This window comes from Salipaludibacillus sp. CF4.18 (genome assembly GCF_051262595.1).
Taxonomy (GTDB): domain Bacteria; phylum Bacillota; class Bacilli; order Bacillales; family Salisediminibacteriaceae; genus Salipaludibacillus; species Salipaludibacillus neizhouensis.
Map to the genome: position 1 here is coordinate 39,348 of NZ_JBIMEV010000010.1, position 25,831 is coordinate 65,178.

Consider the following 25,831-nt stretch of genomic DNA (forward strand, 5'->3'; position numbering starts at 1 on the left):
CAGAAGGGGATGATGACAATGTCAAAAAAAATACTTGTTGTAGGCGAAATTCGTGATGGAGAATTTAGACATGTGTCTTTTGAAGGTATTGGTGCTGCAAAGCAACTGTCAGGTGACGGAGAAACTGTAGGGGTTTTACTAGGTAAAAGTGTTAGCGCTTTAGCCAATAAAATGATTCATTTTGGTGCTGATCGAGTGATTACTGTGGAACATGATAACTTATCACAGTATACACCTGAAGGATTTACACAAGTACTTCAAGCGGTAGTTGAACAAGAAAATCCGGATGGTATTCTCCTAGGGCATACATCGATGGGGAAAGATCTTGCACCAAAATTGGCAAGCAGAATTGGATCGGGTCTTGTCTCTGATGTTGTATCAATGGAAGTATCGGGAGACGACGTTGTTTTTATCAGACCTATATATTCTGGAAAGGCGTTTGAAAAAATTACTGTAGAAGAAGGTTTAACATTTGCGACGATTCGTCCAAATAACATTCCAGCGTTGGAAAAAGATGAATCGCGTACAGGTGATGTGGCAAGTTTGGAAGTTGACGTGAAAGATTTACAAACAATTATCAAAGAGGTAGTCAAAAATACATCCTCTGGTATTGATCTATCTGAAGCATCGGTCATTGTATCAGGTGGAAGAGGAATGAAAGGGGAAGAAAACTTTAAAATATTAGATGAGCTTGCTGAAGTATTAAATGGTGCGGTAGGTGCATCACGTGGCGCGTGTGATGCAGAGTATTGCGATTACGCACTTCAAATTGGTCAAACAGGTAAAGTTGTAACTCCAGACCTTTATATTGCAGTTGGTCTCAGTGGAGCGATTCAGCATGTTGCAGGAATGTCTAACTCCAAAATTATTGTCGCTATCAACAAAGACCCAGAGGCGGAAATTTTTCAAATAGCTGATTATGGAATTGTTGGTGACCTGTTTGACATCGTACCAAAATTAACAGCGGAATTTAAAAAGGTATTAGCTTAATACGATTGACATAAGAGGGTGTCCTGAAGGCGAAAAGACTTTGGGACATCTTTTTTTAGAGGTTGTTCTATGCTTTCGAACAGAGCGGGAGCAATCCGCTCTCGGCGGTTGAAGCTCACGCTGTATTTTATAAAAAACGCTGTGCCGTTTTTCTTATAAGCATTTATTTTGCGATGAGGCTTAAGTTTAGTTATGATAGGGATAATGAAAGTTTAAATGGTTAGTCTATAGGGGAACAGAAGCTGTATAGTGTTTTCTATGGAGTTAAAAACATCTTATAGATTAATTAAAATTTCAATTAAAGAATGAAAGAATCCAAGGAGGAATATACAATGGCAATTGTAAATGTTACTGACCAAAACTTTTCAACTGAAACAGAACAAGGCTTAGTTCTTGCAGATTTCTGGGCACCTTGGTGCGGACCATGTAAAATGATCGCTCCAGTGCTTGAGGAACTAGATGGTGAAATGGGCGACAAAGTAAAAATCGTTAAATTAGATGTTGACGAGAATCAGGAAACAGCTAGTAAACACGGTGTCATGAGTATCCCTACTTTACTCGTATTCAAAAATGGTGAAGTTGTTGATCAAATCGTTGGTTTCCAGCCTAAAGAGGCGTTAGCTGATACACTAAACAAACATGTATAATTAACAAATATTGAAGAAACTGGTCATCACTTATGATGATCAGTTTTTTCTGTGTTTATCAGTAGCAAGTTTGGAAAAACTCGTGCTATAGTTAGATATTATAACCTCAATCACATGGGGTTCACATTCTTCGAGATTATTCAAAAACGTGAGTGGACAGCAGACTTTTTTGAATAAGCTTGAACGGTCATATGTTAAAGGGGTTTATACGATGGAAGAACTTAAAGAAAAAATTCAATTAGTACCATCCCAACCAGGATGTTATTTAATGAAAAATAAACATGACACGATTATCTACGTAGGAAAAGCAAAAATTCTGAGAAACCGTGTGAGATCATATTTTAGAGGGACTCATGACAAAAAAACGCAACGGCTTGTTAGCGAAATTACGGATTTTGAATATATCGTTACTTCTTCTGACCTAGAGGCTCTTATTTTAGAGCAAAATCTGATTAAAAAGTATGAACCAAGATATAATGTTTTGCTAAAAGATGATAAGACATATCCGTTTTTAAAAATCACGAAAGAAGAACATCCAAGACTAATTACAACGCGTAAAGTCAAAAAAGACGGAGCAAAATATTTTGGTCCATATCCAAACGCGCAGGCGGCCAATGAAACAAAAAAACTATTAGATAGATTGTATCCGTTAAGAAAATGCCGCACGTTACCTGATCGAGTCTGTCTTTATTATCACATTGGCCAGTGTCTTGCACCTTGTGAGTTTCCGGTTACGCAAGAAAAAAACAAGGAACTTGTTTCAGAAATTACGAAGTTTTTAAATGGTGGACATGAAGATGTCAAAAAAAATATCACCAATAAAATGCTGCTTGCTTCGGAAGAAATGAATTATGAGCGTGCGAAGGAGCTTCGTGATCAAGTGAAGCATATAGAAGCTGTTATGGAAAAACAAAAGATGACTATCACCGATCAATTGAATCGGGATGTTTTTGGCTATTATGTAGATAAAGGATGGATGTGTGTTCAAGTATTCTTTGTTCGCCAAGGGAAACTAATTGAAAGGGATGTATCGTTGTTTCCAACCTATCAAGAGCCGGAAGAAGACTTTTATACGTTTCTTGGTCAATTTTATTTAGAAGATCAGCATAAAAAACCATCAGAGATATTTATTCCCGATGGAGCTGATCCTGAAATCGTATCGCCATTTTTAAATGTCAGAACGATTCAACCTAAAAGAGGACAGAAAAAAGAACTCGTTCATCTAGCGATTAAAAATGCCAAGCTAGCTTTGCAACAAAAATTTGATTTAATTGAAAGAGATGAAAAAAAGACTGTTTTAGCAATTGAAAGACTCGGACAAGCCATGAATATAGATACACCATACCGAATAGAAGCATTTGATAATTCTAATATACAAGGTGCCGATCCTGTTTCAGCGATGGTATCATTCATCGATGGTAAGCCTGATAAAAATAATTACCGTAAATACAAGGTAAAAACAGTCCAAGGTCCGGACGATTATGAATCGATGCGGGAAGTGGTTCGACGTCGTTATTTGCGCCTGTTAAAAGAAGAGTTACCTTTGCCTGATCTTATTGTTATTGATGGAGGAAAAGGCCAAATATCGGCAGCTTTAGGAATTTTGGAAGATGAGCTGAATGTATCGATTCCAGTCTGTGGACTAGTGAAAGATGATAAACATAAGACTTCCCAACTAATGATTGGAGATCCCCCTGAGGTCATTTCTCTTTCTAGGACGAGTCAGGAATTTTATTTACTGCAGCGAATTCAAGATGAAGTTCACCGTTTTGCAATCAGCTTTCACAGAAATGTTCGGAAGAAATCTATGTTCACTTCGATACTTGACGAGGTCGAGGGAATTGGCGAAAAACGTAAAAGAATGCTCTTAAAAGAATTTGGATCTTTAAAACGCTTGAAAGAGGCGTCAGTGGAAGAAATACAGCGATTAGGAATACCTCAGTCGGTTGCTGAAACCTTAAAGAGAATGATGAGCGATGAGGGGAATAAATGAAGCTAGATCCGTGTTGCTATGACTCGTTGCATTTGTTAACCTATTAAATGGGTTGAATAACAGGTAGGGGTTGCGGTAACCATCAGTAAAACACTGCAAAACGGTGAGATTTCAGGATAGTGTTTGAAAGAGGAAGTCGCCGAAGAATAGGTCTTTCTCACAAAGTATTTTTTCGGAAAGTGGTGCTTTAGAACAGAGAGGTTTTTGCTTTTACCAGCAACTAGTACTTTCAATATTTTAATACCGAATTTTGAAATTTTACTCACAAGGTCAATTCTGGCTTTGCAGTGAATAATTGCTGAGTTGCCACATAGCTATGTATGTGGAGAACTATCTCACGAAACGGCTTTTGCCAATAACTTAGAAGTCGTATTCGGCAAGGAGACAAGTCTCGTTGTCGAATTCTTTTATACGAGAGAATTCACTCGTGATCAGTGTGAAAAGATGAAACGAATTTTTGAAGACAGAAATATGTGTGAAAAAAAGTCGAGGAGGCGTTCATATTGACAACGATTGTCCAGAAGTTCGGGGGAACTTCTGTAGGGGATGTAACTAAAATTAAGAATGTTGCACGGAGAATTAAGCGGGATATGGATGCGGGAAAGAAAGTTGTAACCGTCGTATCAGCTATGGGTAAATCCACTGACTCATTAGTGAATTTGGCTAAAGACATAACAGATTCACCGGATCCCAGAGAGATGGATATGCTTTTAACAACAGGAGAACAAGTAACAATATCATTAGTAGTTATGGCATTGAAAGAATTAGGTGTAGATGCAGTGTCTATGACAGGTTGGCAAGCAGGAATCAAAACAGAAGCTGTCCACCAAGATGCTCGTATTACAGAAATAGACGCAGAAAAAGTGCAAAAGCATTTAAACAAAAACCGGGCAGTTCTTGTAGCTGGATTCCAAGGTGTCGGTCCAAGTGGAGAAATTACAACATTAGGGCGTGGAGGATCCGATACATCCGCAGTGGCATTAGCTGCAGCACTTGGAGCAGAAACATGCTCGATTTATACGGACGTAACAGGTGTTTTCACAGCTGATCCAAGGTATGTGACGAAAGCACGTCAACTGGACAGCGTGTCGTATGATGAAATGCTTGAATTAGCTAATTTAGGTGCAGGTGTACTTCATCCGAGAGCGGTGGAGTTTGCTAAAAATTATCACGTTCCTCTTATTGTGCGTTCAAGTACAGAGGACGTAGAGGGAACGATGGTTGAGGAGGAAGCAACAGTGGAGCAAAATCTAATTGTACGAGGTTTAGCCTTTGAATCGGAAATAACGAAAATTACCATTGAAAGATTACCAAATCAGTTCGAAACAATGCCTACACTTTTCTCCATGCTTGCTGAAGCGGGAATCAGCGTTGATATTATTATTCAGCAAATGACTTCTGACAATGGGATAAACGTTTCATTCACATTGGATACACAGGATCTTGGAAAAGCTTTGGATTTGTTACACAATAAAAAAGCGGAATTATGTTACAGTTCTATTAATCATGAAAGCACACTTGCTAAGGTTTCAATCGTTGGATCTGGAATGGTTTCGAATCCAGGTGTAGCTTCTGATATGTTTAAAGTATTAGCAGAGCATGAAGTGGCTATTAAAATGGTTACAACATCTGAAATAAAAGTTTCCGTTGTTGTTCCAGAAGTCGATATGATAACTGCAGTAGAAGGATTACATGCACACTTTGGTTTAGATGCGAAAGAAAAAGCAAAGATTGAAGCAATTAAGGCATAATTTACTAAAAACAGTACTCATATATAAACAAAAAAAGGAGTTTCCTGAATGTATCATCAGGAAACTCCTTTTTTTTGATAGATAAGAAAGTTATAAAATGACAGCTATCTTTACGCCACACGTATCAAGGGAAGTTCGCTTCCTTTCGAGTAGCACCTACACGCACTAAGTAGGTGCTACTCGGGGGTGGTTTTAAAGATCACGCTGTATTTAAGAAAACAGCTCTGCCGTTTTTCTTAGCCATTTTATCGATCTATTTCACTATCTTCCCTTTCCGGTCTTTTAAACGGTAACCAATTCTTTTCTCCAAACATGGTGACCATCATTGGAATGAACAGCGGGAGCATTATCACAGCGTATATGAGCAATCCAGTCAGTACAAGAGTACCAATTTGAAGCAGAGATAAAACGCCTGAAGGCATCATCGCCCCAAATGTTCCAGCCAAAATAATAGCTGCTGACAGTACAACGGTACCTATTTGAGTCATGGAACTTACTAATGCTTCTTTTATTGGCATTACTCTCACATTTTCGCCAAAACGTCCCATTAGAAAAATAGAATAATCGACGCCTAAGGCCATAAGCATGACAAATCCGAAAAATGGAACTGCCCAACTTATACCGGAGTATCCTAGTATATGGATGAATATTAATTCGGTAAAAGCCATGGACGCAATATAAGTTAAAATTAGTGATGCAATGATATAAACTGGCATGACTAAGGATTTCAACAATACTACGAGTACAATAAATATCCCAGTAAGCATGATAATAGCCGTTCGGTTAAAATCCTCATCAGAGATCGTTTTTAAATCCTGATTTACTACGGCTAGACCACCTAAAGAGTACGTAATATCTTCGAGTTCCGTACCTTTCAGTGCATTATCTATTTGCCTCTCAATATCACTGACTACCGCCATTGCTTCGTTGCTGTATGGGTTAATGGCTAAAACAACGTCAAATGTGGTTAATTTACGGTTGGGGCTAGTAAACATATCCCATATTTCATCTAATTCACCATCATCAAACGCAGTTTGTGGGACAAAAAAACCTTCCAGTGGTTGAGACTGTGTCGACAGCTCATCAAGAATATCCATAACATCTGCTAGGCCATCCTCAATATCCGCGACTCCTTCGGCAAGCTCATCCATCGCGTTGGCAAGTTCAACATAACCACCTTGAATGTCGTCGAAAGCATCTGTGATCTCTTGCTGACCTTGTTCCATTTCACTTAGGCCAGTACCTATCGAATTCATTTCATTTGAAATTGTTTGCTGGGCTTCAGATAACTCTCTGAGTCCTCCTTCAACATTTGTAATACCTGAGGCAACTTCATTCATTCCACCAGAAAAAGGAGCTAACTGCTCACCGATGGCAACCGGAACAGCTTCACTTTGGCTAAATTGGTCTAACTGACCTTGTAGCTCAGATAGCGAAGATTGAAGTTGATTAAGCCCACTTGCTGACTCTTCTGTAGCTTGGGCAGTATCACTAACACTTTCGGCGAGTTGATTGTTACCGGTTTGCAGTTCCTGTGTCCCCTCCACTAAATCCTGAGTCCCAGTACTTGCTTCACTTAGATCAGTATCTTGGGATTGAATATCATCTCGAATCTCGATGAGTGCATCGTGTATTTCTACTAAACCTTCATCCATTTCCTCGAGGCCATCAAACAACTCGCCGGCAATCGATGGAACACGGAAATCTTCAATGATGGTTCCTTCAGGACGAGTAGCACTTCTTACCTCAGCTACTTCATCCAATTTGGCTATTTCATTTGATATTAGCTCCACATAGGGAAGCATCGATTGTTGATCCCATCGCTGGTCATTAAGCATGACGACCTCAATTGGGAAAGAATGACCCTCTCCGAATTTTTCGGCAACAAGGTCAATTCCTTGGACAGAATCAAAATCATTCCCTATTTCGTCTAATGAGTCATAAGTAAGCTTTTGTTCATAGAGCAGAGCAGAAGGGATGAGAAGTAACGCAAGAATAACCAACGTCCATCCCGGTTTATAAACAGAAAACTTTCCTAATCGATTCCACAACCTGCTTTGTGTCATCTCTACACCTTGTTTAGAAGGCCAAAACAGTTTGTCTCCTAATAACAGCATGGCACATGGAACCCATACCCATAGAGCAATAACCAAGATAACAATTCCAATAGCTACACCAACAGCTGATTGGTATAAATCGAATTCTGCCATCCCGATAGCAGCAAATCCGATAAAACCAGTGAGGGCACTTGAAATAACTGTTACGCCAACGGCCTTATACGTATTTTTAATGGCTTTTACACGGTCAGGTTCTTTCGCAAGTTCCTCCTTGAACCGATTCAAAAGGAGAATACAATAATCCGTTCCTATTCCAAATAAAATAGCGACAATAAATATTTGCGTGAAATTCGACACTGGAAATTGAAAATTATCAATTAATAGACTAACAATTGATATTGTAACAAAATATGTTGCGCCCACTGTTATAAGGGGGACAAATGGAGCGGCTAAAGATCGGAAGACAAAAAATAAAATAATCACTACAAAAATAACAGTGATAATTTCTGTGGCTGCTAAGCCTTCTTCAGAACTTATAATGACATCGTCCTCAATGATGGAAGAACCAGTCATATAGTGTTGAACATCATCAACGGCAACTGCCTCTTCAATATCATCTCTTACCAAAGGAATGTCATTGATACTGATATCCATGGATACAATCGACATTAATGTTGTCTCATCTTCACTTATCAAAAATTCTGCTTGCTCCGATGATTCAAACGGGCTAACAATATCAATGATTGGATAACTCTCTATGTCACTTCCAATCTTCGAGAGTTTATTTTCTATTGATCCCTTTTGGTTTTCCGATAACCCCTCTTCATCGTAATAGACAACAAGGATAGACTCGCCGGTTGCACCTTTGTGTTCTTCCAATAACTTCTCGGTAACTTGAGATGGGTATTCTTCAGAAATAGTGAACTGCCCATGTTCACGGACGAGCTGATCCATATCCGGACTCGAAATATATAAGCCTACACCTATAATGATCCATATAATTGGCAATAAATAAATCCAACGAAACTTTCCACTCATTGTTCTTCACTCTCTTCTTCTATGATTATCGTATTTATTTTTTGATAGATTTTTAAAAAGCTTTCTACTTCCGTTGAATCTAATCTAGTAAAATAAGAAGATATAAATGCAATCATTGCCTGTTTTGATTGCTCAAAAACAATATGACCTTCCTCGGTTAAGGTGATTTGAATATGACGTCTGTCTTCTAAGTCAGGGTTTCGTTTAATTAAGCCTTTCTCTTCCAGCCTTGATGTTTTAGTAGTGATGGCACTTTTATGTACCCCTGTTAGCTCTGCTAATTCTTTGGCGGTTTGAGGACCGTTCATGTCCAGGAGCCTGAGAATTCCATATTGCTCTACAGACATTGGGAAAACCTTCTCAGCCAAAACCTTTTCAATGTTTTTAGTTGCGAAAAGATATACATTAGCGTATTGCTCGATTAAATCTTCCATTTTTGATTCATTCATTTTTTAAGCTCCTCTTTATAGATAACATCTCGAATAGTTTATACCATAAATAGTTTATGAGGTAAACTAATTAAAATGACAAATGTTTTTGGGAGCATCATTTTTATGAGCTGAACAAAGGGAGCTGATTTCATGGGCGGGCTACTACTAATAAAGAACTGTAGAGGATTATCAAATTGCAGAAAAATTCAGCTAAGACTCACAGATCGGTAACTTGCGGATCGTCCAAGGAAAGTGTACAGGATCTATCTAAAAACAACATTCAATAAATATGGATAAAAATAAAAAAGCTCCTCTTATGAAACTTAGAGGAGCTTCCTGTAATCATTCATTTTCGGTTAAGGGGGAAGGATCTTTTCGGTCCCATCGTACAGTTATCTGCACAGTAAAAGGTTTTTTCTTTTTTACTTCATAGTAGGATTCAGCTATAACACCTTTTTCGATTTCTACTATTTGTGCAAGAAATCCTGCTTCTAAAGAAAAAGGTCTGTCATTTGACATGTGAGGAGCCACGACTTCATATATACGTTCGTTTTTTTTCTCTTTCACTGGTTGTAAGGAGCCCCAATATGCATTATGAAAGAAATGAGTCGTTTCAATCTTTTCATTCTCTTTTATTTTTTTTCTGGCTAACGCTTTTCCGGCCCAATATAATATTTTTTCTTCATCCTCACCTAATAGTTCAGGTAATAAGTCATGCCTTAGTAAGTCATACCCAGAAGCAGAAGGTGAAGTGGTATCTTGTTGATTTGTGTTTATCATTGATCTCATCCTTCTTGTGCAGTGTGTGATAAAAGAATCTTTTTTTATCTTATCATACAGGGAATAATTCTCAAGAGATGTATGGAAACGTGTGTCGGGAAATGGTATACTAAAGCCCGAAATCAGTCGGAGGTATTGCTTATGAAAATGGGGATGTCGAAACTATTAACTCCCTTTCGAGTTATTTTAATTTCATACATAGTCGCAATGTTTTTTTTCAGTGTGTTACTTTACTTACCGTTTTCGTCCCATGAAGGCGTCTCGGTTAGTTATACAGAAGCGTTATTTACATCAGTGAGTGCTGTTAGTGTTACGGGATTAACCGTTGTTAATGTTCCGGAAACTTACAATGCTTTAGGTGTATTTTTCCTTGCTTCTGCGATTCAATTAGGTGGAATTGGTGTCATGACTTTGGGTACATTCGTGTGGATGGTATTAGGCAGAAAGATTGCCCTGTCCCAGCGAATGCTTATTATGGTTGACCAAAATCAGATTTCTTTTTCCGGATTAGTCAAATTGATGAGAGGAATTTTAGTTGTTGCTTTTGGTATTGAACTGATCGGAGCAATGATTTTAGGTACGTATTTTCTCAATTACTTTGATACGCCTCTAGAGGCATATTATCAAGGGGCTTTTGCTGCATTGTCGGCATTTACGAATGCTGGTTTTGATGTGACCGGTCAATCGTTAGTGCCATTTGCGGATGACTATTTTGTGCAGCTCGTGGTTATTTTGCTGATATTTGCGGGTGCGATAGGTTTTCCAGTGCTAATGGAACTGAGAGAATACTTTTCGTCCAGAAATCCCAATTTCCGCTTTAGTTTATTTACTAAAATTGCTACGTCTACGTATTTTATCGTATTTTTTATCGGTATGATCGGACTGTGGCTGATTGAGTATACACACTACTATGACGGCTTATCCTGGCATCAACAGCTATTTTTCTCTATGTTTAATTCTGCGACGGCGAGAAGTGGCGGGTTGGTTACGATGGATGTATCTCAGTTAACGTTAGCCAGCTTGCTTTTATTATCAGGACTTATGATCATCGGGGCTAGTCCTTCCAGTGTAGGTGGGGGGATCAGAACGACGACTCTTGCAGTCATGTTTTTAACGATTCGCAGTTTTGCATTAGGGAAAAGTGACGTGAAAGTCTTCGGTAGAGAAATTCATGTAGAGGATAAACAAAAAGCCTTTATTGTCTTATCTGTGTTTGTTATTGGATTATTTGCATCGATTTTGCTCATTGCTGCTTTTGAAAGTAGCGGGGAGATCGAATTAATGGCGATAATCTTTGAAGCAAGCTCTGCGTTTGGGACTTGTGGATTATCTATGGGAATTACACCGAGTTTAACGTTTCCTAGTCAAGTAACGTTAATGATCCTTATGTTGATTGGTAGAGTCGGTTTAGTAGCCTTCTTATTCTCGATCAGAGCGGAAGAAAAGAAAACACATTTCAAGTACCCGACAGAACGAATCATCATTGGCTAAGCTGGTAAATAAAAGATATTGTGGGAAAACAGCCTGTTATTTTATGAGCAAAGTCTTTGTGTGAAAGAGGTAGAGCCAATAGTGATATAAAAATCAAAAAATACGTGTCACTGTTGGACATTCCACTTTCTTAAAAAATGTGGTAAGATTATTTAGTCAGAAAATTACCTCGATTCAGCACTATTGAACGCTTTTCGTAAAAATAGTTGCTGTATCCGCTTTCTTGACGAAGTGGGAATGGAGGAGTAAAATAAAGTTGTCACATTTTACTCAATGTTGTCTGATGAACGGGTATTTAACAACGCTTTTGGAAGACTTATTTCTTTAAAAGGAGGTTTACGAGATTTCATAATCTTATATGTATCATCTCCGGAAAACTATAATACAGGGGGAGAGAGCTAGATGTCCAATAATCGTGAATTTCTTTACAGAAGACTCCATTCTTTGTTAGGTGTGCTTCCTATCGGGCTTTATTTGATTGTTCACTTAATGGTGAATAATTTTGCAGTAAAAGGACCCGAGGCCTATAATCAAGCCACTCATTTCATGGAGAATTTACCTTTTCGTTATTTCATGGAGGTAACAATCATATTTTTGCCAATTATCTTTCATGCAATTTACGGCCTTTATATTGCCTTTCAGGCGAAGCATAATACGTCTACATATAGTTATTTTAGAAACTGGATGTTCCGAATCCAGCGAATTACAGGCGTAATTGTATTAATTTTTATTACATGGCATGTTTGGGAAACAAGAGTTGCCTCTGCATTTGGTGCGGAAGTAAATTTCAATATGATGGCTGAAATTGTAAGCAATCCTTTTGCTTTAGCTCTATACATCATCGGTATTACAGCAACCACGTTCCATTTTGCTAACGGACTTTGGTCTTTTGCAGTAACTTGGGGAATTACAGTTTCACCCCGGTCTCAGCAAATAATGACCTACGTGAGTATAGCTGTTTTCGTGGCAGTAACATTTGTAGGGGTTCGTGCGATACTAGCATTTGTGGGGTAATTTAAGAGAAGGAGTGTTAGAGATATGAGCAAAGGAAAAATAATTGTTGTTGGTGGCGGTCTTGCCGGTTTAATGGCAACAATTAAAGCAGCAGAAGCAGGAATGTCTGTCGATTTATTTTCTGTCGTACCTGTAAAACGGTCTCACTCCGTGTGTGCACAGGGAGGAATTAACGGGGCTTTAAATACGAAAGGTGAAGGCGATTCTACATGGGAGCATTTTGATGATTCTATTTATGGTGGGGATTTCTTAGCTAACCAACCTCCTGTAAAGGCAATGTGTGAAGCTGCGCCAGGAATTATTCATCTGTTGGATCGCATGGGAGTTATGTTTAACCGTACAGCGGAAGGTCTTTTAGCACTACGACGTTTCGGAGGTACACAATTTCACCGTACAGCGTTTGCCGGGGCAACAACTGGCCAACAGTTACTATATGCTTTAGATGAGCAAGTTCGTCGTTTTGAAGTAAGCGGACTTGTAAATAAATACGAAGGCTGGGAATTTTTAAAAGCAGTACTTGACGAAGACGGTTCCTGTAGAGGGATTACTGCTCAAGATCTCACTTCTTCAGAAATTCATTCTTTCCGTGCAGATGCAGTTATTCTTGCAACTGGAGGACCTGGAATTATTTTCGGGAAATCAACAAACTCGATGATTAATACAGGATATGCAGCTGCCGCTGTTTATGAGCAAGGTGCTTATTATGCAAATGGTGAATTTATTCAGATTCACCCGACTGCTATCCCCGGTGATGATAAACTCCGTTTAATGAGCGAATCAGCTAGAGGAGAAGGTGGACGAGTCTGGACCTATGATGAAGATGGTAAGCCTTGGTACTTTTTGGAGGAAAAATATCCTGCCTACGGAAACCTTGTTCCGCGAGACATTGCTACACGTGAAATTTTCCACGTGTGTGTAGATTTAAAACGTGGAATTAATGGAGAAAACATGGTTTATTTAGATCTTTCTCATAAGGATCCTAAAGAACTGGATCTAAAGCTTGGTGGAATCATGGAAATCTATGAAAAATTCATGGGTGATGATCCTCGAAAAGTCCCTATGAAAATTTTCCCGGCTGTTCACTATTCCATGGGAGGACTATGGGTAGATTACGATCAAATGACCAATATTCCTGGGTTATTTGCAGCTGGTGAAGTAGACTACTCCATTCATGGTGCGAACCGTTTAGGTGCTAACTCGCTTCTTTCTTCGATTTATGGGGGAATGGTCGCCGGACCTAACGCTGCAAAATATATCGAAGGTCTAGAGAAGGCAGCAGAAGATTTACCAGATGATATTTATGAAGCTCAAAAACAAAAAGATAGAGCTGATTTTGACAAGGTCCTATCAATGAAAGGTACAGAAAATGCCTTTAAACTTCATCAAGAACTAGGATTATTAATGACAGAAAATGTGACTGTTGTCCGAGAAAATGATAGACTTAAAGCAACCGATGAAAAAATAGTAGAACTCCTTGAAAGATATGAGAATATAAATATTGATGATACCTCGAAATGGAGCAATCAAAGTGCTATTTTTATTCGGCAATTACGATCGATGATGAATTTGGCTCGAGTTGTGACAATTGGGGCTTTGAATCGAAATGAAAGTCGCGGAGCTCATTATAAGCCTGAGTTTCCAGACCGAAATGATGAGGAATTCCTTAAAACAACGAAGGCTAAATTTAATCCGATAACGAAAGATCCTGAATTCGAATATGAGGAAGTTGATATTTCATTAATCAAACCTCGTAAGCGTGACTATACAGCGAAGAAAAAGGCGGGTGAAAAAGCATGAGTGAAAAAACAATCAAGCTCGTGATCAAACGTCAAAAGAACGACACAGGGGAATCATATGATGAAAGATTTGAACTACCTTATCGACCAAATATGAATGTTATCTCCGCCTTAATGGAGATACGCAGAAATCCTCAAAATGAAAGTGGGGAAGATACAACTGCAGTGGCATGGGAAGCGAGCTGTCTAGAGGAAGTTTGTGGAGCTTGTTCAATGATCATAAATGGTAAACCCAGACAATCCTGTACAGCTTTAATTGATCAGCTGGAGCAGCCAATTCGACTTGAGCCAATGCATACTTTCCCAGTTGTTCGTGACCTTGTGGTTGATCGCAGTCGCATGTTTGATTCTCTTAAGCGAGTTAAAGCTTGGGTGCCAATTGATGGAACGTATGATCTTGGACCAGGGCCGAGAATGCCTGAAGCAAAAAGACAATGGGCATACGAATTATCAAAATGTATGACATGTGGTGTTTGTTTACAAGCTTGTCCGAACGTAAACAGTAAGTCTGAATTTATTGGACCGGCTGCATTGTCTCAGGTTCGCCTTTTTAATGCTCACCCTACAGGTGCAATGCATAAGGCTGAACGACTTGAAACATTGATGGACAGTGATGGCGGACTTTCGAACTGTGGTAACTCTCAAAACTGTGTAGAAGCGTGTCCAAAAGGAATTCCTTTGACAACGTCGATCGCAGCTTTGAATCGGGAAACAACGCTTCAATCATTTAAAAACTTCTTTGGTACAGACCACACTGCATAATATAAGTGGGATGTAGATCATGTAAAGCAAGGAAGTCTTTGCAATAAATATTGAGGATAGAGGGTGACTTTGGTCACGCTCTATTTCTTAAATAATAAAATGAATGAGTACTCATTCGGTAGGGGGCTTTTATGAAACCTGATTACATAAAGGACTTGGAGACTTGGAAAGATGAATTCCAACTTTTCTATCCTGTATCTGTTCGATTTTCTGAAACAGATGCTTTTGGTCATTTAAATAATACGGTGTCTTTTGTTTATTTCGAAACAGCCAGAATTGAATTTTTTAAGGAAACAGGACTCATGCAACGTTGGATGTCCCGTACCGGAGAGAACATTCCTGTTACTGCTGATTTGCAATGTGATTACAGGAAGCAGATTTTTTTTGATGAGAAACTCAACATAGGGGTGAAAGTTGCCAAGGTTGGTTCTTCCTCTCTTGATTTACATTACGTAATTCTTAATGAGAACAAAGAAGTTTGTATGACTGGCAGAGGTAGTATCGTTCAAGTTTCAAAGAAAACAGGTAAATCTTCTGCATGGGAAACGGATATTAAAAATATATTGGAAAATTTAGTTAATTTATGATGCTACTCGGGTCGTAAAAAACTGATGTGGGTTAATAAAATACGCTCTGCATTTTCTTGTCACTTTTAGCTTCTTTGAAACGGATGGGTCTTTATTACAGTCACATGTGAAATATGTTTTACATAAGCTATTGATGACTAAATCTTCGCTTATATCATGGTTTAAACAGCCCGTGCAAGAAAGGGTGAAACTATTGAAGGATCACGATTTCAGGCCGAAACCACTTTTAACAAAACGCGAGAGAGAAGTGTTTGAGCTTTTAGTTCAAGATCAGACAACGAAAGAGATTGCTTCTCAATTGTTTATTAGTGAGAAGACAGTTCGTAATCATATTTCCAATACGATGCAAAAATTGGGAGTTAAGGGGCGCTCTCAGGCTGTAATTGAATTGGTTCGATTAGGAGAACTGAAAATCTAATGAAAACCGGCTTCTTGAAGAGGGGCCGGTTTTCTGTTTTCATAAATATTTGGCAATTATTCTTCATTGACGAAACGCTTAGATACTCTATATGATGAAAATAGAATATATTTAAAGTGGGTGTCCGGCTGTTATGAAAGGACCATTTAACGTTCAAAAAATATTAAATAATAATGTTGTTATTGCAGAATCTTCTAGCCATGAAGAAGTGATTTTTATTGGCAAAGGAATAGGATTCGGGAAAAAATCCGGAGACACATTCGAGGCGACTTATTATGAAAAAATATATTCCCTTGTGGATGAAAGAGAAAAGGAAAAGTATATTCATCTAGTCACTAAGGAAACGGAAGAAACGTTACTTATCATCCATGAAGCAATTGAAAAAATTCATGATTCTATTGGTTTCCAGATTGAAGATACTATTCACTTTGCGATCACTCAACACTTTGCTTTAGCTCTGCAAAGAACAAGAGATGGCACAGATATTCAAAATCCATTTTTGACCGAAACAAAATGGCTTTATTATGATACCTATAAAATCGCAGAGGATATTGTTACATTTCTTTTCCAAGCGACGGAACTTAAATTGCCGGATGCTGAGATAGGTTTTATTACGCTGCATATTCAAAGTGCCATTCGTGATACTGACACCATGATCTCTCCAACCTCGGACCTTTTTACAAGGTGTGTGAAATATGTAGAGGAAAAAATGGTCGAACCTAATAAAAAGGATACTCGTTCGTTTCGCAGGTTTACCGGACAATTAAAAAATATGATTCAGGACCCTTTGGATGATGTTGCTTCTAAAGTGGACAAAGAAATCATTTTATCCTTGAAGAAAAATAATCCATTGTGCTATAATATATCTCGAAACGTCATTCGGATGATTGAGAAATCTGTCGACCTTAAAATAAGTGATGCAGAAGTTATCCAATTAATGATTTCACTTAGATCCTTAATTGCAGAACAACATAATAAAGCATAACTCGTTTACGTGTTACTGAATTTCAGGCATGAGTGAAGAGGTGTGTATGAAAAGGAAAAAAGCTAGTGTGTTTTTCTTTATTGAAGTTTATTCTTCACTTTTCATAGACAGCCATTACTCATGTCTTTTTATATGCTGTTTTAATGAAATCTTCTGTGTTTAAGAGGAAATGTAGCGTAGAAGATCGAAATAAGGGTATAAATAGTAAGAGGAGTTTATGTTTTATAATTGGAAGTATTTGAATTATCCGAAGGGTACTATTATAATTAACTCATTATGGAGAAGGAGTGTTTAAACATGGCAGAACAAACGTTTAAAATTACAGCAGAAACAGGAATTCACGCTCGTCCAGCAACTCAATTGGTGAACAAAGCAGGTCAATACGAGTCAGAAGTTACATTGGCTTATAACGGTAAATCTGTTAACTTGAAATCAATCATGGGCGTTATGTCTTTAGGTGTTGGACAAGGTTCTGAAGTAACTATTAAAGCTGAAGGTCCAGATGCGGATCAAGCTATTAAAGGACTAGAAGAAGTTATGAAGCAAGGACTTTCTGATTAATGGCTAAAAAGCTTTCCGGCATTGCAGCTTCTGCTGGGATCGCCATAGCAAAAGCTTTTCGTCTTGAAACACCTGATTTAACTGTTGAAAAGCAGACTGTGGATAACCCAGATGAAGAAATACAGAAATTTGATGCAGCCCTTGAAAAATCAAAGGCTGAATTAGAAGTGATTAAACAAAAAATGTTAGAAGATTTAGGCGAAGAACATGCAGAAATTTTTTCTGCTCACCTTCTCGTCTTGAGTGATCCTGAACTCGTTGATCCGATTAAACAAAAAATCAATGATGATAAGGTAAATGCATCTTTTGCTTTAAAAGAAGTTGCTGATCAATTTATTAGCATGTTTGAAGCGATGGATAATGAATATATGAGAGAGCGTGCTGCAGACATTCGTGATGTTTCGACGCGGGTTTTAGCACACGTTCTTGGTAGTCCGATTGTCTCTCTTGCGGAGATACATGAAGAAGTCATTCTCATCGCGGAAGATTTAACACCGTCAGATACAGCGCAACTTAACAAAGAGTTTGTCAAAGGATTCGTGACAGATATTGGTGGTAGAACCTCTCACTCGGCTATTATGGCGAGATCGATGGAAATTCCGGCGGTAGTTGGATCGAAGACCGTGACAAAAGACTCTGAGCAAGGTGTAACCGTTATTGTGGATGGTTTAGAAGGGAACGTTATTATTGATCCTTCTGAAGCAGAATTAGCGGAGTATCGTCAAAAGTTGGCGGATCATGAAGAGCAAAAGAAAGAATGGGCGAAGCTCGTGAATGAACCTTCTGTATCTAAAGATGGTCATCACGTAGAGTTGGCTGCTAATATTGGCACACCAAAAGATGTCGAAGGTGTGTTGAACAACGGTGCAGAAGGAGTCGGTTTATACCGTACAGAATTCTTGTACATGGGAAGAGATGAACTGCCAAACGAGGATGAGCAATTTGAATCTTACAAAAAGGTTGTAGAAAACCTTGATGGAAAACCTGTTGTCATTCGGACTTTAGACGTAGGTGGCGATAAGGAACTTCCTTATTTAGATCTTCCGAAAGAGATGAATCCATTCTTAGGTTTCCGTGCTATTCGTCTTTGTTTAGAACAAGATGACATGTTTCGAGTGCAGCTTCGTGCTTTATTAAGAGCGAGTGCATTTGGTAACTTGAAAATCATGTTCCCGATGATTGCAACACTTGATGAATTCAGACAAGCGAAAGCGATGCTTGAAGAAGAAAAACAAAAACTCATCGATAAAAATGTTGAGGTAAGTGAAAAGATTGAAGTGGGAATTATGGTCGAGATTCCATCTACTGCTATAATGGCGCCTCAATTTGCTAAGGAAGTTGATTTCTTCAGTATTGGTACAAATGATTTAATTCAGTATACGATGGCTGCTGATCGGATGAATGAACAAGTATCTTACTTGTATCAGCCTTATAACCCAGCAATCCTTCGTTTAGTGAAGATGGTCATAGATGCCTCTCACGCGGAAGGCAAATGGACAGGCATGTGTGGAGAGATGGCAGGCGATGAAGTTGCTATCCCATTACTTCTAGGCTTAGGACTGGATGAATTCAGTATGAGTGCCACATCCGTTTTACCCGCAAGGAGTCAATTACGTAAAATATCAAAAGAAGAAGCAGAATCGGTTGCAACGAAAGCTTTAGAACTTAATACTTCTGAAGAAGTGAAGCAACTGGTTGAAAAAACGTTTCTTTAATACGATATTACTATTTGAACATGCTCTTTATTAAGTGTTTAGAATAGAATAAAGTAGAAACAAACGCTGGTTTTTAACCAGCGTTTTGTTTTGTAAGATAAGAATTTATAAGTTGACAGCTATCTTTACGCCACACGCATCAAGGGAAGTTCGCTTCCTTTCGAGTAGCACCTACACGCACTAAATAGGTGCTACTCGGGGGTGGCTTTAAAGATCACGCTGTATTTAATAAAAGACGCTTTGCGTTTTTCTTATAGAGACAAGTTCGCAGGTAATGCAAGTCTTGTCCTAAGGAATTCTGAGGAATCACTTGAAATATAGCCGAAAAAGAAGGAAAATAGAACTATTCATAGGAATCGAAAGGAGGAAGGCAATGCCTGAACAAAAGCATGTAGAAAAAATCGATGAGGTACAAGTAGAACATATTGAAAAATCACTGCGAATGATTGCAGACATTGTCAAACAAAAAGGACGAGAGATTCTTAATGAATTTCCTATTACACCTCCTCAATTTATCGCTTTACAATGGTTGCATGAATTTGGCGATATGACGATTGGCGAATTGTCATCAAAAATGTATCTGGCCTGCAGTACGACGACTGATTTAGTGGATAGAATGGAAAAAAATGAATTAGTTGAACGTGTCAAGGATTCCAAAGATCGACGTGTCGTTAGAATTCATTTACTTGATAAAGGTACAACAATAATACGCGAAGTGATTAACCAAAGGCAAGGATATTTACAAGGTGTTTTAGAAGACTTCTCGAGAGAAGACGTAGATATTTTAGAAAAAAACTTACGTTATCTTTACGATGAAATGAAACGTGATGCAAAAAGCTGGAAATCATTTTAATTAAGGAAGAGGACGTTTACCATTGAATAAGCCTATAGGAGTTATTGACTCAGGAGTTGGCGGGCTGACGGTCGCATCTGAACTGATTCGGCAATTACCCAAAGAAGAAATCATTTATATTGGAGATACATCCCGGTGTCCGTATGGTCCAAGACCTGAAGAAGAAGTACGGAAATATACATGGGAAATGATTGACTATCTCTTGCTTCATGAAATTAAACTATTAGTAATTGCTTGCAATACAGCTACAGCCGTTGTATTAGAGGAAGCGAAGGAGAAGCTATCCATACCCGTGATTGGAGTCATTCATCCCGGGGCGATTGCCGCGTTAAAGAGCACACGAAAAAATCATATTGGCGTTATTGGTACTGAAGGTACGATCTCCAGCGGGGCTTATTACCATGAATTAACGTCTATTAATAATGATGTGAAAGTAGTAAGTGTAGCTTGTCCTACGCTTGTGCCCCTCGTGGAAAGTGGAGGTTTCACAGGAAATCACGCAACTGAGATTATTGAGCATGCCTTAAAGCCTATTTTAGAATATGATATTGATAGTTTAATTCTGGGCTGCACGCACTATCCTTTGATTTTAGCTAAAATTCAGGAGATAGCCGGTCCCGATATTAATATCATTTGCTCGGGTGACGAAACAGCTAGGGAAGTTAGTGCACTTCTTTATCATAATAAATTGCTTTATTTTGGTACAAGAATTCCGATTCATCTTTTCTATACGACTGGGTTTCCGGAAACATTTGAAAAGGTTGCCTCAGACTGGCTTGACCGTGATGATTTGATTGTGAAAGTAACTGATTTGAATAAACTAAAAGTAAGTGAATGGTATTAGTTATCATTTTATCAGCCTATCCTTTAAGGAGATTTATTCCTTTATGGATGGGCTTTTTTGGATAGGAAGTATAAGTTGACAGCTATTTTTACGCCACACGCATCGAGGGAAGGGCGCTTCCTTTCGAGTAGCACCTACACGCACTAAGTAGGTGCTACTCGGGGGTAGCTTTAAAGATCACGCTGTATTTAATAAAAGACGCTTTGCGTTTTTCTTATCGATATCCCAGTTACTCATTCTTTTTTCGCATTTTTCTCCGCGAACTTTTTTCTTTTGGTCTAAAAAGAAAGATAGCTCGTATATATCTGTAGTACAAACAGTCAAGGAGGGAATGCAATGCATCGCAAATGGAAACAAAGAGGTACTACGATGTTAATCATTGGAGCAACGGTAATGCTCATTACTGCTTGTGGGTCTGAGGAAACAAATGATGTGCTTGAAGAGATTGACCCGCCGCAAATTGATTATATTGAGGATGAAGAAGAGTTGGATTTAGAAGTATTTGAAGCAGAAAGTAATAGTGAGGGTGATCAGCTTAGTTCGATCACGCAGGAAGAAGTAGACGTAGGTGATAATACAGCGGAAGAAAAAGGTGGTTCCGAAGAAAAGGGTGGCGCTTTACAAACAGGGGACGTTCAAGAATTATATCTTCTTGATAAAAACGGGATGGTCGCTCCCCAATCGATTTCTATCGAGTTAGGAGAAGACGAAGTAAAGACTCTCGTTGATCATCTTGTGCAAGAAGGACCAATTACGGAACAATTGCCTAATGGTTTTCAGGCGGTGCTTCCGGCTGGAACAGAGGTTGTGGAATCAGTGGTAGACAAACAAGGTGTTGCCACAGTTGATTTTAATACGGTATTCAATGATTATCATCCGTCTCAGGAACTGCAAATTCTTCAATCATTAACCTGGACTCTTACACAATTGGATGATGTAGACAGAGTGAAGTTGAAAATGAATGGAGAAGAACTAACGGCAATGCCGCAAAATGATACGCCAATTGGGGGAGGTTATACACGAGATCATGGTATTAACTTAGAAATGAACGATCAAGCAGATCTTGTAGCTACAACTCCAGTAGTTGTCTACTTTCTTGCCCAAAATAACGAAGAAACCTATTATGTCCCTGTAACAAGAAGGGTTAATGAAACCGACAATAAATATGAAGCGGTAATAAATGAATTACTGGAGGGACCATCCTATACCTCTCAATTACTCACGGATTTTCGTGAAGAGGTAGCCTTAATGGAGGAACCTACGTTTAAAGACGGTACGTTGCACCTTGACTTCAACGAAGGATTGTTAAGTCAGATAAATGGTACAGCGATGTCTGAAGAAGCGTTAAATATGCTCGTACTTTCTTTGACAGAGCAAGAAGAAGTGGAAGACGTTTCTCTTTCTATAAATTCTGATCCATCTGTAATGGTAAGTAATGGACAGGAAGTATCAGCACCTGTCGCTCGACCAACGCATGTGAACTCAGGAAGATTTTAATAATTATATGAAACAACAAAATAGATAGAAAAGATTCTACGCGTTTTTCTTACAAGATAAGAATTTATAAAATTGGCAGCTACCTTCACACCGCGCGTATCAAGGGAAGTCCACCCTTGATACTAAGATGGCGGTGGAAGCTGACGCTGTATTTCATAAAAGACGGCTATGCCGTTTTTCTTATAAATTTGAAATTGATGTTGGAAAGATTTATGATGAGAAGGGGTGGCTATAATGAGCTGCTTCTTCTTTTCTTTACATATGTAGTGATTTCCGACGAATATGTACATCCTATAATTACATGAGTTTCAGTTTGATTGAGAGAAAGGGGAAATATATGAGATATGAAAATCGTGAAATAGACGAATTAAGAAATGTAGAGATTCTGCCTGGCTATATTAAGCATCCAGAGGGATCTGTACTTATAAGTTTTGGAGATACAAAGGTTATTTGCTCAGCGAGTGTGGAAGACCGAGTTCCTCCTTTTATGCGTGGCAAAGGAAAGGGATGGGTAACCGCGGAGTATGCCATGTTACCGAGAGCCACAGAGCAACGTAATATTCGTGAATCATCGAAAGGAAAAATTACAGGGCGTACCATGGAGATTCAACGTCTGATTGGTCGTGCATTGCGGTCTGTGGTTGACTTAGATAAAATTGGGGAGCGAACTGTCTGGATTGATTGTGATGTCATACAGGCCGATGGAGGCACTAGAACAGCATCCATTACTGGAGCATTCGTAGCGATGGGATTGGCGTTTGAAAAACTGATTAAAGAGGGAAAGGTAAAGTCTAACCCTCTTAAAGGATATCTAGCGGCAATTTCTGTTGGGATAGACGAGAAACAACAAGCGATGCTTGATCTGGATTACGTAGAAGATTCTCAAGCTAATGTGGATATGAATGTGGTCATGACTAGCGACGGCGAGTTAGTCGAAGTACAAGGTACAGGGGAAGAAGCGACTTTTTCCAGAAAACAATTAAACGAAATGCTCGATCTTGCGGAGAAGGGTATTGAAGAATTATTTCTTATGCAGAAAAAAGTCCTAGGTGCATTTGGGGATAGTATAGCAAGTAAAAGAGACCGTAAAGCGGATGGAGAGTAGTTAGACATGAAGGAAATATTTATTGCAACAAGAAATAGCGGGAAAGTAAAGGAATTTGAGGCATTTTTTCAGGAACGTGGGTTACAGGTGAAATCTCTCCTGGATCTGCCAGATGAAATTGATGTAGTAGAGGATGGTAAAACGTTTGAAGATAACGCGATAAAAAAAGCGGAAACCATCGGTAAACGAATTGGCATGCCTGTTTTAGCGGACGATTCTGGTTTGGAAGTGGATGCATTACAAGGTGCTCCGGGGATTTACTCCGCCAGATTTGCTGGTCCAAAAAAAGATGACGGTGAAAATAATCAAAAGCTTTTGCGTGAGCTGGAAAATGTTCGTGACGAGGATAGAACCGCCAGATTTGTATGTGCACTTGCAATCTTTTTTCCTAACGGCAAGGTTCAAACAGTTCGTGGTACATGTGAAGGGAAGATTGGTTATGAATTGATGGGGGCTCATGGGTTTGGGTATGACCCATTGTTCAAAATTCCAAATTCAGAACAAACGATGGCTCAATTGGAAAAACACGAGAAAAATAAAATTAGTCATCGTGCAAAAGCGTTATTAGCTCTTGCAGACCACTGGGATGATTGGGCCGCAACGAATAAATAAGTAGTAAGGAGTGAAGGAACTATGAAAGCTTTAATTATGAGTGATAGTCATGGGTGGGAAAAGGAAGTCCAATTACTTGTCGATCGTCATAAACAAGAAGTAGATGCTATTTTTCATTGTGGAGATTCTGAACTAACATCTGATTCTGGTTGCTTAGAGGCTGTTACTACTGTTCGCGGGAATTGTGATTTTGGAGATGATTTTCCCGAAGAAGTCGTTGAGGAAGTAAGAGATACGCGCTTTTTAATTGCTCATGGTCATTTGTTAAATATTAAAATGACACCGACGAATCTTATTGAACGTGGGAATGAAGAGGAAGCTGATATTTTATGTCATGGGCATTCACATATACCTGTAGCGATGCAGGAAAACAACAAAATCATCATTAATCCAGGCAGTATCCGCCTTCCGCGTCAGTATCCAATCGGAACTTATGTGATTGTGGAAACATCAGAAGATGAGGTAGATGTGACGTTTTTATCTATGGCGGGAAATAAAATTGAAGATTTAAGTAAAAAGTTTAAGAAAACCAGTTGACATATTGGCTGAGATTGTTTATATTAGATATTGTCGCTGTTAACAAAAACAGTTACTAACGCAAAAATATTTTAAACAATCTCAGCTCTTTACATAGTTTATAACTGAGAGAGTGACCGATCGATAGTAATAAAGTTTTGTTTTATATGCGGGTGTAGTTTAGTGGTAAAACCTCAGCCTTCCAAGCTGATGATGTGAGTTCGATTCTCATCACCCGCTCCAAATAATGTCTCAGTAGCTCAGCTGGATAGAGCAACGCCCTTCTAAGGCGTCGGTCGTAGGTTCGAATCCTACCTGGGACACCATACATAAACTTTCAAACCTCTTGGTTATCAAGAGGTTTTTTGTTTGTTTTAAAAGAGGAGTAGGCAGCTTTAACTTAACTGTGAGTTCTTTCATTAATGGTTTGCTTTATTTTGAAAAAACGCTTGAAGTAGCGAAAGCGTCCGCCTAGAACGAATTCAAGCGTCTCTCTGACCTAAGTGAACTATCTATCAGAAGAACTTCATTATTAGTTTCACTTCGTTTTGGATACTTTAATAAAAAGAGAAGTTTTATTAAAGGAGCTCTATCATGTCCCTAGACGCGTTACTTATGGGCGTTGCTTTTATCCTCATCCATCTATTTGCAAACAATCTTATACCTTCAGAGAGAATTCGGCGATTAAAGTGGTTTTCATTTTCCGGAGGTCTAGCTGTATCCTATGTATTTGTCTACGTTCTTCCGACTCTGCATAAAGAACAAATTGTCGTCAAAAAGTATGGAGATTACTTTACGATGGAATCGGAATTGTATTTTGTTGGTTTAATAGGGCTAATTATTTTTTATGGGATACAAAAAGTTGTTAGAAATGCACAAAAAACATCGCCGCCAGGCAAAGTTAAAACTTTGTTTTGGTTACAAATCATCTTTTTTGGCGTCTATAATATGCTGGTTGCCTATACAGTTATTGCGCATGATGTTTTGGGTATTCAAGCGGTATTTTACGGTCTTGCAGTTGGAATGCACTTTATCGCTGTTGCTCATGACTTAGGGAGGGAATATCCGGAGATCTATAATAAAGTAGGAAAGTACGTTCTAGCCTTTGGCATTGTTGCCGGATGGGCGTTAGGTATCGGAGTGAACCTTTCTCCTTTAACAGAATCAGTTATCTTTGCCTTTATTTCAGGAGCAATGATTTTAAATGTTTTAAAATATGAACTGCCTCCAGATGATGAAGCACACTTTATTACGTTTTCTATTGGCGTGATTTCATACACTACCATTACGATGTCGCTTAAGTTTTTCTTTCAGTGGTAATCTGTTTCCTATACCAAGATGAAATTTCTTGGCACGGGTAGAAAGAAAAGAAAGGAAGGGCAAAGCCG

Annotated in this window: 23 protein-coding genes, 2 tRNA genes and 1 riboswitch; of the genes, 22 read left to right on the forward strand and 3 right to left on the reverse strand. The window is 38.7% G+C overall.

Going from position 1 to position 25,831, the window contains the following annotated elements; genetic code table 11:
• The first annotated feature begins 18 nt into the window (after positions 1-18).
• The 4 genes from ACHABW_RS08770 to ACHABW_RS08785 all read left to right on the forward strand — a co-directional run bounded on the left by ACHABW_RS08770 (position 19) and on the right by ACHABW_RS08785 (position 5,381).
• Positions 19-990 (forward strand): electron transfer flavoprotein subunit alpha/FixB family protein, encoded by a 972-nt coding sequence (locus tag ACHABW_RS08770; protein ID WP_435754962.1) that lies wholly within the window; start codon positions 19-21, stop codon positions 988-990.
• Positions 991-1,322: 332 nt separating this feature from the next.
• Positions 1,323-1,637 (forward strand): thioredoxin, encoded by a 315-nt coding sequence (trxA, locus tag ACHABW_RS08775; protein ID WP_110934938.1) that lies wholly within the window; start codon positions 1,323-1,325, stop codon positions 1,635-1,637.
• Positions 1,638-1,848: 211 nt separating this feature from the next.
• Positions 1,849-3,630 (forward strand): excinuclease ABC subunit UvrC, encoded by a 1,782-nt coding sequence (uvrC, locus tag ACHABW_RS08780; protein ID WP_435754963.1) that lies wholly within the window; start codon positions 1,849-1,851, stop codon positions 3,628-3,630.
• Positions 3,631-3,686: 56 nt separating this feature from the next.
• Positions 3,687-3,971, forward strand: a riboswitch (Lysine riboswitch).
• 162 nt (positions 3,972-4,133) lie between these two features.
• Entirely contained in the window at positions 4,134-5,381 is a 1,248-nt protein-coding gene (locus tag ACHABW_RS08785) for an aspartate kinase (protein ID WP_110934940.1), read from the forward strand.
• A gap of 245 nt (positions 5,382-5,626) precedes the next feature.
• On the opposite strand, the gene ACHABW_RS08790 is transcribed toward ACHABW_RS08785, so the two are convergent.
• The 3 genes from ACHABW_RS08790 to ACHABW_RS08800 form a co-directional block, all read right to left on the reverse strand.
• Positions 5,627-8,476 (reverse strand): MMPL family transporter, encoded by a 2,850-nt coding sequence (locus ACHABW_RS08790; RefSeq protein ID WP_435754964.1) that lies wholly within the window; start codon positions 8,474-8,476, stop codon positions 5,627-5,629.
• Positions 8,473-8,925: a MarR family winged helix-turn-helix transcriptional regulator gene (locus ACHABW_RS08795; protein ID WP_435754965.1), complete on the reverse strand. Its 453-nt coding sequence runs from the start codon at positions 8,923-8,925 to the stop codon at positions 8,473-8,475. Before ACHABW_RS08795 ends, ACHABW_RS08790 begins: the two co-directional genes overlap by 4 nt.
• Positions 8,926-9,249: 324 nt before the next feature.
• Positions 9,250-9,687: a DUF2507 domain-containing protein gene (locus ACHABW_RS08800; RefSeq protein WP_435754966.1), complete on the reverse strand. Its 438-nt coding sequence runs from the start codon at positions 9,685-9,687 to the stop codon at positions 9,250-9,252.
• A 141-nt stretch (positions 9,688-9,828) separates the two neighbouring features.
• Here ACHABW_RS08800 and ACHABW_RS08805 point away from each other — a divergent pair, with 141 nt between their 5' ends.
• The 18 genes from ACHABW_RS08805 (at position 9,829) to ACHABW_RS08890 (ending at position 25,763) form a co-directional block, all read left to right on the forward strand.
• A complete protein-coding gene (locus ACHABW_RS08805) occupies positions 9,829-11,178 on the forward strand; it encodes a TrkH family potassium uptake protein (RefSeq protein WP_435754967.1) in 1,350 nt (449 codons plus the stop codon).
• A gap of 402 nt (positions 11,179-11,580) precedes the next feature.
• Complete coding sequence (locus ACHABW_RS08810) at positions 11,581-12,192, forward strand: succinate dehydrogenase cytochrome b558 subunit (protein ID WP_110934945.1); 612 nt, start codon at positions 11,581-11,583, stop codon at positions 12,190-12,192.
• Positions 12,193-12,216: 24 nt separating this feature from the next.
• Positions 12,217-13,989 (forward strand): succinate dehydrogenase flavoprotein subunit, encoded by a 1,773-nt coding sequence (sdhA, locus tag ACHABW_RS08815; protein ID WP_110934946.1) that lies wholly within the window; start codon positions 12,217-12,219, stop codon positions 13,987-13,989.
• Entirely contained in the window at positions 13,986-14,750 is a 765-nt protein-coding gene (sdhB, locus tag ACHABW_RS08820; protein WP_110934947.1) for a succinate dehydrogenase iron-sulfur subunit, read from the forward strand. Before sdhA ends, sdhB begins: the two co-directional genes overlap by 4 nt.
• A gap of 131 nt (positions 14,751-14,881) precedes the next feature.
• Positions 14,882-15,337 carry an acyl-CoA thioesterase gene (locus ACHABW_RS08825; RefSeq protein ID WP_435754968.1) on the forward strand — a complete coding sequence of 152 codons (456 nt, stop codon included), beginning with the start codon at positions 14,882-14,884 and terminating at the stop codon, positions 15,335-15,337.
• Positions 15,338-15,530: 193 nt separating this feature from the next.
• Positions 15,531-15,755, forward strand: a complete 225-nt coding sequence (locus ACHABW_RS08830) for a helix-turn-helix domain-containing protein (protein WP_110937557.1) — start codon at positions 15,531-15,533, stop codon at positions 15,753-15,755.
• Positions 15,756-15,888: 133 nt separating this feature from the next.
• Positions 15,889-16,740, forward strand: coding sequence for a PRD domain-containing protein (locus tag ACHABW_RS08835; protein ID WP_435754969.1), 852 nt, complete (start codon positions 15,889-15,891; stop codon positions 16,738-16,740).
• Positions 16,741-17,037: 297 nt separating this feature from the next.
• Positions 17,038-17,301 carry a phosphocarrier protein HPr gene (locus ACHABW_RS08840; RefSeq protein ID WP_110934950.1) on the forward strand — a complete coding sequence of 88 codons (264 nt, stop codon included), beginning with the start codon at positions 17,038-17,040 and terminating at the stop codon, positions 17,299-17,301.
• Positions 17,301-19,016 (forward strand): phosphoenolpyruvate--protein phosphotransferase, encoded by a 1,716-nt coding sequence (ptsP, locus tag ACHABW_RS08845; RefSeq protein WP_435754970.1) that lies wholly within the window; start codon positions 17,301-17,303, stop codon positions 19,014-19,016. The genes ACHABW_RS08840 and ptsP overlap by 1 nt, the downstream gene beginning before the upstream one ends.
• Positions 19,017-19,389: 373 nt before the next feature.
• Entirely contained in the window at positions 19,390-19,869 is a 480-nt protein-coding gene (locus tag ACHABW_RS08850) for a MarR family winged helix-turn-helix transcriptional regulator (protein WP_110934952.1), read from the forward strand.
• 22 nt (positions 19,870-19,891) lie between these two features.
• The gene (gene racE / locus ACHABW_RS08855; RefSeq protein ID WP_435754971.1) at positions 19,892-20,713 is read left to right on the forward strand and encodes a glutamate racemase; all 822 of its coding nucleotides are present in this window, start codon (positions 19,892-19,894) and stop codon (positions 20,711-20,713) included.
• A 336-nt stretch (positions 20,714-21,049) separates the two neighbouring features.
• Entirely contained in the window at positions 21,050-22,210 is a 1,161-nt protein-coding gene (locus ACHABW_RS08860; protein WP_435754972.1) for a GerMN domain-containing protein, read from the forward strand.
• A gap of 337 nt (positions 22,211-22,547) precedes the next feature.
• Entirely contained in the window at positions 22,548-23,315 is a 768-nt protein-coding gene (rph, locus tag ACHABW_RS08865; protein ID WP_435754973.1) for a ribonuclease PH, read from the forward strand.
• Between the two features lie 6 nt (positions 23,316-23,321).
• Positions 23,322-23,927, forward strand: coding sequence for an XTP/dITP diphosphatase (locus tag ACHABW_RS08870; protein WP_110934956.1), 606 nt, complete (start codon positions 23,322-23,324; stop codon positions 23,925-23,927).
• Positions 23,928-23,948: 21 nt separating this feature from the next.
• Complete coding sequence (locus ACHABW_RS08875) at positions 23,949-24,464, forward strand: metallophosphoesterase family protein (protein WP_435754974.1); 516 nt, start codon at positions 23,949-23,951, stop codon at positions 24,462-24,464.
• Positions 24,465-24,612: 148 nt separating this feature from the next.
• Positions 24,613-24,686, forward strand: a tRNA-Gly gene (locus ACHABW_RS08880).
• Between the two features lie 6 nt (positions 24,687-24,692).
• Positions 24,693-24,769: transfer RNA gene (locus ACHABW_RS08885), tRNA-Arg, on the forward strand.
• Positions 24,770-25,037: 268 nt separating this feature from the next.
• A complete protein-coding gene (locus tag ACHABW_RS08890) occupies positions 25,038-25,763 on the forward strand; it encodes a hypothetical protein (protein ID WP_435754975.1) in 726 nt (241 codons plus the stop codon).
• Positions 25,764-25,831: the final 68 nt, after the last annotated feature.

Coding starts and splice junctions, on each gene's coding strand:
- ACHABW_RS08890 (WP_435754975.1), top strand. CDS start 25,038: ATGTCCCTAGACGCGTTACTTATGGGCGTTGCTTTTATCCTCATCCAT.
- ACHABW_RS08870 (WP_110934956.1), top strand. CDS start 23,322: ATGAAGGAAATATTTATTGCAACAAGAAATAGCGGGAAAGTAAAGGAA.
- ACHABW_RS08805 (WP_435754967.1), top strand. CDS start 9,829: ATGAAAATGGGGATGTCGAAACTATTAACTCCCTTTCGAGTTATTTTA.
- uvrC (WP_435754963.1), top strand. CDS start 1,849: ATGGAAGAACTTAAAGAAAAAATTCAATTAGTACCATCCCAACCAGGA.
- ACHABW_RS08840 (WP_110934950.1), top strand. CDS start 17,038: ATGGCAGAACAAACGTTTAAAATTACAGCAGAAACAGGAATTCACGCT.
- ACHABW_RS08825 (WP_435754968.1), top strand. CDS start 14,882: ATGAAACCTGATTACATAAAGGACTTGGAGACTTGGAAAGATGAATTC.
- rph (WP_435754973.1), top strand. CDS start 22,548: ATGAGATATGAAAATCGTGAAATAGACGAATTAAGAAATGTAGAGATT.
- ACHABW_RS08810 (WP_110934945.1), top strand. CDS start 11,581: ATGTCCAATAATCGTGAATTTCTTTACAGAAGACTCCATTCTTTGTTA.
- trxA (WP_110934938.1), top strand. CDS start 1,323: ATGGCAATTGTAAATGTTACTGACCAAAACTTTTCAACTGAAACAGAA.
- ACHABW_RS08850 (WP_110934952.1), top strand. CDS start 19,390: ATGCCTGAACAAAAGCATGTAGAAAAAATCGATGAGGTACAAGTAGAA.
- ACHABW_RS08835 (WP_435754969.1), top strand. CDS start 15,889: ATGAAAGGACCATTTAACGTTCAAAAAATATTAAATAATAATGTTGTT.
- sdhB (WP_110934947.1), top strand. CDS start 13,986: ATGAGTGAAAAAACAATCAAGCTCGTGATCAAACGTCAAAAGAACGAC.
- ACHABW_RS08860 (WP_435754972.1), top strand. CDS start 21,050: ATGCATCGCAAATGGAAACAAAGAGGTACTACGATGTTAATCATTGGA.
- ACHABW_RS08795 (WP_435754965.1), bottom strand. CDS start 8,925: ATGAATGAATCAAAAATGGAAGATTTAATCGAGCAATACGCTAATGTA.
- ACHABW_RS08790 (WP_435754964.1), bottom strand. CDS start 8,476: ATGAGTGGAAAGTTTCGTTGGATTTATTTATTGCCAATTATATGGATC.
- ACHABW_RS08800 (WP_435754966.1), bottom strand. CDS start 9,687: ATGATAAACACAAATCAACAAGATACCACTTCACCTTCTGCTTCTGGG.
- ptsP (WP_435754970.1), top strand. CDS start 17,301: ATGGCTAAAAAGCTTTCCGGCATTGCAGCTTCTGCTGGGATCGCCATA.
- ACHABW_RS08875 (WP_435754974.1), top strand. CDS start 23,949: ATGAAAGCTTTAATTATGAGTGATAGTCATGGGTGGGAAAAGGAAGTC.
- sdhA (WP_110934946.1), top strand. CDS start 12,217: ATGAGCAAAGGAAAAATAATTGTTGTTGGTGGCGGTCTTGCCGGTTTA.
- ACHABW_RS08770 (WP_435754962.1), top strand. CDS start 19: ATGTCAAAAAAAATACTTGTTGTAGGCGAAATTCGTGATGGAGAATTT.